The following is a 9145-nucleotide window of genomic DNA, read 5'->3' on the forward strand; positions in this document are numbered from 1 at the left end:
AAAAGAAGTAGAAGCTTTTTTCACTTTCTTATTTCATACTTTCTAAAAGCTCTTGCTCATAATCATAAAGAGCTGTTGGGTAGTCTCCATTGAAGTAAGCCATACATAAGCCACCGTATTTCCCTTCATATGGGCGTCCAATTGCATCTACTAATCCATCTTCACTTAAAAATGTTAGTGAATCCGCACCGATCATTTCACGGATTTCTTCTACTGTATTATTTGCTGCAATTAATTCTTTTCTCGTTTGAATATCAATGCCATAGAAGCATGGATACTTCAGAGGTGGTGAAGCAATTCTTACATGAACTTCTGTTGCTCCAGCCTCACGAAGCATACGAACAATTCGTTTACTTGTCGTCCCTCTTACAATAGAGTCATCAATCATAACAACTCGTTTCCCTTCAACTACACCTCTTACTGCGGAAAGCTTCATCTTTACCCCTTGCTCACGCAGTTCTTGAGAAGGTTGAATAAATGTACGTCCAACGTAACGATTTTTAATTAACCCTAACTCATACGGAATACCTGTCGCCTCAGCATAACCGATTGCTGCTGAAATACTAGAGTCTGGCACACCAGTAACAACATCAGCTTCAATAGGAGCTTCTGCTGCTAAACGTTTCCCCATGTTTTTACGTGCTGCGTGGACATTAATACCAGCGATATTAGAATCTGGGCGTGCAAAGTAAATGTATTCCATACTACAAATTGCATGTTCTACATCGTTTGTGAAACGATCTACGTGAATTCCTTCATCATTAATGATAAGTAATTCACCAGGTTCTACATCACGAATGTATGTTGCACCTACTACATCGAAAGCGCATGTTTCTGATGCTACAACGTAAGCATCACCCATTTTCCCAATTGAAAGGGGACGGAATCCATTTGGATCTAGCGCAACAATCATTTCATTTCCAGTTAGTAAAAGATATGCAAACGCACCTTTCACTTTATTTAGAGCGTCTTTTACACTTTCAATTAAAGAATCTTTTGTACTACGTTTAATTAGATGTAAAAGTACTTCTGTATCTGAACTTGTTTGAAAAATGCTTCCCTCTGCCTCTAATTCACGGCGAAGCATCTTTGCATTAATTAAATTTCCGTTATGAGCTAATGCCATACTATGATCAGAAAAACGGAATAATAATGGTTGAACGTTAGCAACTTCACTTCCACCTGCTGTCGCATATCGTACGTGTCCAATTGCTGATTTTCCGTTTAATCCTTCTAGCTCACCTCTTGAAAACACTTCTGATATTAAACCTAACCCCTTGTGACCGATGATTTTTTCCCCATTATTTACAACAATGCCTGCGCCTTCTTGGCCACGGTGCTGCAAACTGTGCAATCCGTAGTACGAAACTTGTGCTGCATTTTCATGCCCCCAAATTCCGAAAACGCCACATTCTTCATTTAACCCCTTTATTTCAGCAAGCATGGGATTGCCCCTTTCCAAGCCTTTCTCATTTCATCTACATTTGCTGTAAGTAATACTTCATTTTCTTCATTATGAATTGTTACTTCATTTGTATTTGTCACTTCTCCAACTTGAATTGCTTCGACCACTTTCTCGAACGCTTCTTTATTTTCACGTTTTACAGTTATAACGAAGCGAGATTGTGATTCCGCAAATAATGCCGCCGTTGCTTCTCCATCTAATTTCACAGTAGCACCTAAACCGTTAGCACCAATTGCACTTTCAGAAATCGCAACTGCTAAACCACCTTCAGCAACATCATGTGCAGATTGAACAAGGCCAGCTTGAATAGCTTTTAATACTTGTTTTTGGCGTTTTAATTCTACATCTAGATCAATGCTTGGTGATTGACCGAAAATTTTGCCGTAAATCATTTTCTGTAATTCACTTCCACCAAACTCAGCTTTCGTTTCTCCGATTACATAAACTAAGTCGCCAGCTTGCTTAAATTCTTGTGTTGTTACGTGTTTTAAGTCGTGTACAAGTCCAACCATCCCAACAGTTGGTGTTGGATATACAGCTTCACCACTACGCTCGTTATACATTGATACATTCCCGCCGATAACTGGCGTTTGTAATGTGCGACAAGCTTCACTCATACCGTCTACTGATTTCTCAATTTGCCAGAAGATCTCTGGCTTTTCTGGATTACCAAAGTTTAAGCAATCTGTAATTGCAAGTGGCTCTCCACCAGAACATACGATATTACGTGCTGCCTCTGCTACGGCAATTTTCCCACCCATTTCTGGATCTAAATAAATGTAGCGAGAGTTACAATCCGTCGTCATTGCTAAAGCCTTTTCTGTATCACGTACACGTACAACCGCTGCATCTGAACCTGGTGTAACAACTGTGCTGGTGCGTACTTGATAATCATATTGATCATAAACCCACTCTTTACTTGCAATCGTCGGTTGTTGTAATAGAGCGAATAACGTTTCTTTATAATCTTCTACTTTTGGTGTTTCCATTTTCATTTGCTGGAACTCAGCAAAGTATGCTGCTTCTTTTGATGGTTTATGATAAATTGGCGCTTCTTCTGCTAAAGCATCTGCTGGAACCTCAGCTACCATTTCACCTTTATGGAATAAGCGAAGCATTTTATCTTCAGTTACTTTCCCCATCGTAACTGCTGCAAGACCGTACTTCTCGAATAAATCTACTATTTCTTGCTCTCTACCTTTTTTTACAACAATTAACATACGCTCTTGTGATTCAGATAGCATCATTTCATACGGTGTCATTCCTGTTTCACGCTGCGGTACATCATCTAAGTACATTTCAATACCCATACCTGCTTTACTTGCCATTTCCGCAGAAGATGATGTTAAACCAGCAGCTCCCATATCTTGAATTCCAACAAGTGCATCCGATTGAATTAATTCTAAGCAAGCTTCAATAAGAAGTTTCTCCATAAATGGATCCCCTACTTGAACCGCCGGACGTTTCGCTTCTGAGCTTTCAGATAGCTCTTCAGATGCGAATGTTGCACCGTGAATACCATCACGACCAGTTGATGCTCCTACGTACATTACTGTATTACCAGCACCGTGTGCTTGCCCTTTTTTAATATCTTCATGATTAATTAAGCCTACGCACATTGCATTTACAAGTGGATTTCCTTCATAACATGGATCAAACTGTACTTCCCCACCAACAGTAGGAATACCGATGCAGTTACCGTATCCTGCGATTCCCGCTACTACTTCTTCGAATAAATATTTCACACGTGGTGATTGTAATTCACCGAAGCGAAGTGAGTTTAATAGAGCTACCGGACGTGCTCCCATAGAGAATACATCACGAATAATACCGCCGACACCTGTTGCTGCTCCTTGATATGGTTCAATAGCAGAAGGATGGTTATGACTTTCCATTTTAAATACAACCGCTTGATTATCACCGATATCTACAATTCCAGCACCTTCTCCAGGTCCTTGTAGGACACGCTCACCTGTCGTTGGGAATTTGCGAAGAACTGGTTTTGAATTTTTATAACTACAATGTTCAGACCACATTACAGAGAATAATCCTGTTTCTGTATAATTCGGCAAACGGCCTAAAATCTTTTCAACCATGGCAAACTCTTCGTCTGTTAGCCCCATTTCCGCATATATACGCTCTTCTTTAATTTGTGTTGGATTTGGTTCAAGCATTAACGACATATGTTTCCCTCCACTGTTTTAAAATAGATTGAAAGACTTTTAACCCTTCAGCACCACCAAGTAATTCATCTACAGCACGCTCTGGGTGTGGCATCATACCAAGTACATTTCCTTTTTCATTTACAATACCAGCAATATCTGAAACGCTACCGTTCGGATTTTCTACGTAACGGAATGCGATTTGATTGTTCTCTTCTAATCTTTTAAGAGTTTCTTCATCACAATAGTAATTCCCCTCACCATGAGCGATTGGAATATTGATTACTTCATCTTTTTCATATTGTGATGTAAACATCGTTTCGTTATTTTCAACGCGTAACTGAACAGTACGGCACATAAATTTTAAGTTTTCGTTTCTCATTAATGCTCCTGGTAGTAATCCTGATTCAACAAGAATCTGGAATCCATTACATACACCTAAAATTGGCTTTCCTTGCTCAGCAGCTTTTTGCACTGCTTTCATTGCATTAGCAAAGCGAGAAATAGCACCACAACGTAAATAGTCACCGTAAGAGAATCCACCTGGTAGTAAAATTGCATCATATTCGTCTAAATTCTCTGTATCGTGCCAAACGTAATCTACTTCTTCGCCAAGCTCATCTTTAATTGCATGGAACATATCGACATCACAGTTCGAACCCGGAAATACTATTACGGCAAATTTCACTGTGCGACAACCTCCTCAACTTCATAACGGAAGTCTTCCATTACAACGTTCGCTAATAGTTTTTCACACATTTCCTTTACCTTTGCGTCAAGGTCAGATACAGATTTATCAATTGTTAGTTCCATGTACTTTCCGATTCGAACATCTTGTACTTCTGTAAATGCAAGACTATGAAGTGCCCCTTTTACCGCCGTTCCTTGTGGATCTAATACGCTTTCTCTTAACGTTACATATACCTTAACTTTATACATGTGAAATTCCCCCTAAACGTTTTAAAATCTCTTCATAAGCTTCTGTTAAATTTCCAAGATCGCGACGGAATACGTCTTTATCAAACTTTTCATTGCTCGTTTCATCCCATAAACGGCAAGTATCTGGTGAAATTTCATCCGCTAATATGATTTCCCCTTCTTCTGTTACGCCAAACTCTAATTTGAAATCTACTAATCTTACACGACAGCTTGCGAAATGCTCAATCAATACTTGATTGATTTGTAGAGCCATATCTCGTAATACGCTTACTTGCTCTGGCGATGCAACGTTTAATACACGAATATGATCTTCCGTTACAAGCGGATCTCCTAAATCATCATCTTTGAAGTAAAATTCTACGATTGGTTCTGCAAGTACAGTTCCCTCTTCCATTCCTAATCGTTTTGAAAGACTTCCTGCAATTACATTTCTTGTGACAACTTCTAAAGGAATAATACTCACTTTTTTTACAAGTTGCTCTGTTTCAGATAACTTCTCAACAAAATGTGTTTTTATTCCCACTTCTTGTAACTTTCTGAACAATAAAGTTGTAATCTCATTGTTCAAACGACCTTTTCCTGTAATCGTCTCTTTTTTCTCCCCATTGAAAGCAGTCGCACTATCTTTGTACTCTACCCAAACCATATCTGCTGATTCTGTACGATAAATTCTTTTTGCCTTACCTTCATACAGCAATTCTAGCTTTTGCATTTCGCAAGCCCCCTGTAGTTTGAAAAATGTGAATAATATTTTTATAAAGAATGGCACAGAATGACTCTATTCTGTGCCATATAAAATTTTACGCTTCGTTTAATCCAAGGCGTTCAAAGATTGTATCAACGTGTTGCATATGATGCTCATAATTGAAGCATTCATTAATTTCTTCTTGTGTTAATTTGCTCGTAATACGCTCATCAGCTTCTACAAGTTCTTTAAATTGTACTTGTGTTTCCCAAGCTTCCATCGCTTTAGGCTGTACGATATCATAAGCTTCTTCACGCACCATACCTTTGTCGATTAGTGTAAGCATTACGCGCTGAGAATAAATTAAGCCGTATGTTCTTGTCATATTACGTTTCATATTCTCTGGGTATACAGTTAAGTTTTTAACGATATTACCAAAGCGATTTAACATGTAATTTAACGCGATTGTAGCATCTGGTAAAATTACGCGTTCTGCAGAAGAGTGAGAGATATCGCGTTCATGCCATAATGGAACATTCTCGTAAGCTGTCATCATATAACCGCGGATAACACGAGCTAAACCAGTCATATTTTCAGATCCAATTGGATTACGCTTATGCGGCATTGCAGAAGAACCTTTTTGACCTTTTGCGAAAGCCTCTTCAACCTCACGTGTTTCACTCTTTTGTAAACCACGAATCTCAACTGCCATCTTTTCAATAGATGTTGCGATTAGTGCAAGTGTTGACATGTAATGAGCATGGCGATCACGTTGCAATGTTTGTGTTGAAATAGGTGCTGCTTCTAATCCTAAGTTTTCACAAACATACTTTTCTACGAATGGATCGATATTTGCAAATGTACCAACCGCACCAGATAATTTACCAACGCGAACTGTATTAGCAGCTTGTTTGAAACGCTCTACGTTACGTTTCATTTCTTCATACCAAAGACCAAGTTTTAAACCAAATGTTGTTGGTTCTGCATGAACACCATGTGTTCTTCCCATCATGATCGTGTATTTATGCTCTTTTGCTTTGTTAGCTAAAATGCTAACAAAGTTTTCTAAGTCTTTTAATAAGATTTCATTCGCTTGTTTTAATATATAAGATAACGCTGTATCTACTACGTCTGTAGATGTTAAACCGTAATGAACCCATTTACGTTCCTCACCTAATGCTGGTGTTTCTGATACAGCACGAGTGAATGCAACTACGTCATGACGTGTCTCTTTTTCAATTTCATAAATACGATCGATATCAAATGATGCATGCTCACGAATTTTTTTAACATCTTCTTTTGGAATATCGCCAAGCTCAGCCCATGCTTCACAAGCTAAAATCTCAACTTCTAACCACGCTTTAAATTTGTTTTCTTCCGTCCAAATCGCACCCATTTCAGGGCGTGTATAACGACTAATCATCTTTTTCCCTCCAACAGTTGTTCTTGATGGTCCCAAATATGCAAACTCTTCGCTTTTTCTAGGGCGACTTCAATATTATCATTTAAAATATTAACATGCCCCATTTTTCGCTGCGCTTTTGCTTCTTCTTTTCCATACAAGTGTAAATAGCACCCGGTTAATCTATTCACTTGTCCTAGGACCCCTTCTATATGTTCGCCTAAAATGTTCACCATGACAACTGGTTTTAACAAATTTGTTTCTCCAAGAGGTAAATTACAGATTGCTCGAATATGTTGGCCAAATTGACTCGTTTCACATGCATCAAGTGTATAATGTCCTGAATTGTGAGGTCTTGGTGCTAATTCATTAATATAAATCTCACCGTCAGCAGTAGCAAACATCTCTACCGCAAGTGTTCCCACAAGTTCTAATTCATCCGCAAGCACTTTTGCGTAAGCAATTGCTTTTTGAGAAAGTTCTTCTGTAATGCGAGCTGGAACGATAGATTCATGCAAGATGTTATTCACATGAATATTTTCCGCTACCGGAAATACTTTCGTTTCACCACTTACACTACGAATTACAATAACTGATACTTCTTTTTCAAAAGGCACCCATTTTTCTAGAATGCACTCTGCTTCATTCGCAAGCTCTCGTGCCTTCTCAACATCAGCAGCACTTCTTAAAACAACTTGCCCTTTCCCATCATATCCACCTGTCGTCGTTTTTAAGACGGAAGGAAATGATAACTCAGCAATCGCTTCAGTAAGCTGATTTTGATTTTGAACTAATCTATACGTTGCTACTGGTAACCCAGCTTTCTCAATTGCATTCTTTTCTGTAAAACGATTTTGCGTTTTATTTAACAACTGACTACCTTGTGGTAAGTAAGCATGTTTTTCAAGCCATTGTAAACATCTATAATCAATATTCTCAAATTCATATGTGACAACGTCGCTTATCTCTGCTAAATGCTGAATTGCTTTTAAATCGTCATACGGTGCAACAACTTCGACATCAGCAACTTGTGCACATGGTGAATGTTTTGTAGGATCTAAAACAGCAATTTTATATCCCATCTCCTTAGCTGCCAGCGCCATCATTCTTCCAAGCTGGCCGCCTCCAATAATGCCGATTGTTTTTCCAGGTAAAATGATTCTCGTCATACTAGCTCACTACCTTCACGCACAGTTTTCTCAATAGCTTCTCGTCTCAGTTCTAATGCATCATGTATGTCATCATGAAATAATCCAAGTATTTGTGCAGCAAGTAATCCAGCATTTGTTGAACCAGCCTTACCAATTGCAACAGTTGCAACTGGAACTCCTCCTGGCATTTGAACGATGGATAATAACGAATCTAGACCGTTTAACGCTTTTGATTGAACAGGCACGCCGATTACAGGAAGATTTGTCTTCGCTGCAACCATTCCTGGTAAATGCGCTGCTCCACCAGCTCCAGCAATAATAACTTTTAATCCACGTTCACGAGCTGTTTCTGCATATTCAAACATATAATCCGGAGTCCGATGAGCGGATACAACTTTTTTCTCATACGGTATATTTAATTCATCTAAAATGTCACAAGCATATTTCATTGTTTCCCAGTCTGACGTGCTTCCCATTATGACTCCAACTAGTGATTTCATATTAGAATCCCCCCGATTCAAATAAAAAAAGCCTGAAATAGAACAGTTTCTCTTTTACTATGAGAGAAAGCGCTCTACTCAGGCATACGTATCCCTTGTGAATAGAAAAATACCGAGTGACTTTCCCTCATAGTCTAACGAATAACGGTCGTTAGGTAGAGACTTGCAGGCCATATCCCCGCGATTATATGAGGTCTTATATATTATTGTTTCTATGGCTATATTAACAATATTTCATAAACAATGTCAATAAATAATCGAATGTTTTTTTATTACTTATCGTTAACGTTCGTGTTTTAGTTATATTCAAAAGAAGAATTGCAACTATATGCAAGATGGAAAGGGAATTAGAATATATATTTCTAGAAATCTATTTTACGTATAATTGTTTATATAATACTTCAGTATGCTTTAAATCAAAATATATACACTCTTGTGTTCTATACATCAATAGAACTTATATTGTAGCAATTTAATTTCTAAGGGGGATAACTGTGAAAAAAAGGACTATGCTATTATCCTATTTATTTTTCTCTATCGCAGTAATTGCCGTAATTATTGAATACTTATTTATATCATCCCATTTTTTCTACTCTCATTATTTTAAATATATACTTGTGATAGAAATAATGTGTCCTATCTTAGGCATTATTTTAGGAGCATTCGGAAAACCGGGAGTACAAAAAATCATTGCCATTATTTTAAATAGCCTCTATTTCATTCTTTTTTCGTCTTTAGCGTTATTAAACTTATGGATTTTAACATTTGGTAAATAAAAATAAACACAAAAAAACCTAAGTCGAATCGACTTAGGTTTTTGCTTGGCGACGTCCTACTCTCA

General features: G+C 38.0%; 9 protein-coding genes and 1 riboswitch. Of the genes, 1 reads left to right on the plus strand and 8 read right to left on the minus strand.

Features of this window, described 5'->3' with window-relative positions:
- Positions 1-28 precede the first annotated feature (28 nt).
- The 8 genes from purF to purE all read right to left on the minus strand — a co-directional run bounded on the left by purF (position 29) and on the right by purE (position 8304).
- Positions 29-1444, minus strand: a complete 1416-nt coding sequence (purF, locus tag VK90_RS23425; protein ID WP_002174606.1) for an amidophosphoribosyltransferase — start codon at positions 1442-1444, stop codon at positions 29-31.
- Positions 1429-3648: a phosphoribosylformylglycinamidine synthase II gene (gene purL / locus VK90_RS23430; RefSeq protein WP_048375604.1), complete on the minus strand. Its 2220-nt coding sequence runs from the start codon at positions 3646-3648 to the stop codon at positions 1429-1431. Before purL ends, purF begins: the two co-directional genes overlap by 16 nt.
- On the minus strand, positions 3632-4315 hold the full coding sequence (gene purQ, locus VK90_RS23435; RefSeq protein ID WP_048375606.1) for a phosphoribosylformylglycinamidine synthase subunit PurQ: 684 nt from the start codon (positions 4313-4315) through the stop codon (positions 3632-3634). The genes purL and purQ overlap by 17 nt, the downstream gene beginning before the upstream one ends.
- Entirely contained in the window at positions 4312-4566 is a 255-nt protein-coding gene (gene purS / locus VK90_RS23440; protein ID WP_048375607.1) for a phosphoribosylformylglycinamidine synthase subunit PurS, read from the minus strand. Before purS ends, purQ begins: the two co-directional genes overlap by 4 nt.
- Positions 4559-5278, minus strand: a complete 720-nt coding sequence (gene purC / locus VK90_RS23445; RefSeq protein WP_001170546.1) for a phosphoribosylaminoimidazolesuccinocarboxamide synthase — start codon at positions 5276-5278, stop codon at positions 4559-4561. Before purC ends, purS begins: the two co-directional genes overlap by 8 nt.
- A gap of 88 nt (positions 5279-5366) precedes the next feature.
- On the minus strand, positions 5367-6674 hold the full coding sequence (gene purB / locus VK90_RS23450; protein ID WP_025150164.1) for an adenylosuccinate lyase: 1308 nt from the start codon (positions 6672-6674) through the stop codon (positions 5367-5369).
- Positions 6671-7822: a 5-(carboxyamino)imidazole ribonucleotide synthase gene (gene purK, locus VK90_RS23455; protein ID WP_048375609.1), complete on the minus strand. Its 1152-nt coding sequence runs from the start codon at positions 7820-7822 to the stop codon at positions 6671-6673. The genes purB and purK overlap by 4 nt, the downstream gene beginning before the upstream one ends.
- On the minus strand, positions 7819-8304 hold the full coding sequence (purE, locus tag VK90_RS23460; RefSeq protein WP_048375611.1) for a 5-(carboxyamino)imidazole ribonucleotide mutase: 486 nt from the start codon (positions 8302-8304) through the stop codon (positions 7819-7821). The genes purK and purE overlap by 4 nt, the downstream gene beginning before the upstream one ends.
- Positions 8305-8414: 110 nt before the next feature.
- Positions 8415-8516: riboswitch (purine riboswitch) on the minus strand.
- Between the two features lie 282 nt (positions 8517-8798).
- Between purE and VK90_RS23465 the strand changes: the two genes are divergently transcribed.
- Positions 8799-9080, plus strand: coding sequence for a hypothetical protein (locus VK90_RS23465; protein ID WP_048375614.1), 282 nt, complete (start codon positions 8799-8801; stop codon positions 9078-9080).
- Positions 9081-9145 lie beyond the last annotated feature (65 nt).

The sequence above is a fragment of the Bacillus sp. LK2 genome (assembly GCF_001043575.1).
In the GTDB taxonomy this organism is placed as follows: domain Bacteria; phylum Bacillota; class Bacilli; order Bacillales; family Bacillaceae_G; genus Bacillus_A; species Bacillus_A paramycoides.

Bases quoted from the DNA above. Each gene is read 5' to 3' on its own strand.
- purF (WP_002174606.1), bottom strand. From the start codon at position 1,444: ATGCTTGCTGAAATAAAGGGGTTAAATGAAGAATGTGGCGTTTTCGGA.
- purL (WP_048375604.1), bottom strand. From the start codon at position 3,648: ATGTCGTTAATGCTTGAACCAAATCCAACACAAATTAAAGAAGAGCGT.
- purS (WP_048375607.1), bottom strand. From the start codon at position 4,566: ATGTATAAAGTTAAGGTATATGTAACGTTAAGAGAAAGCGTATTAGAT.
- purC (WP_001170546.1), bottom strand. From the start codon at position 5,278: ATGCAAAAGCTAGAATTGCTGTATGAAGGTAAGGCAAAAAGAATTTAT.
- purB (WP_025150164.1), bottom strand. From the start codon at position 6,674: ATGATTAGTCGTTATACACGCCCTGAAATGGGTGCGATTTGGACGGAA.
- purK (WP_048375609.1), bottom strand. From the start codon at position 7,822: ATGACGAGAATCATTTTACCTGGAAAAACAATCGGCATTATTGGAGGC.
- purE (WP_048375611.1), bottom strand. From the start codon at position 8,304: ATGAAATCACTAGTTGGAGTCATAATGGGAAGCACGTCAGACTGGGAA.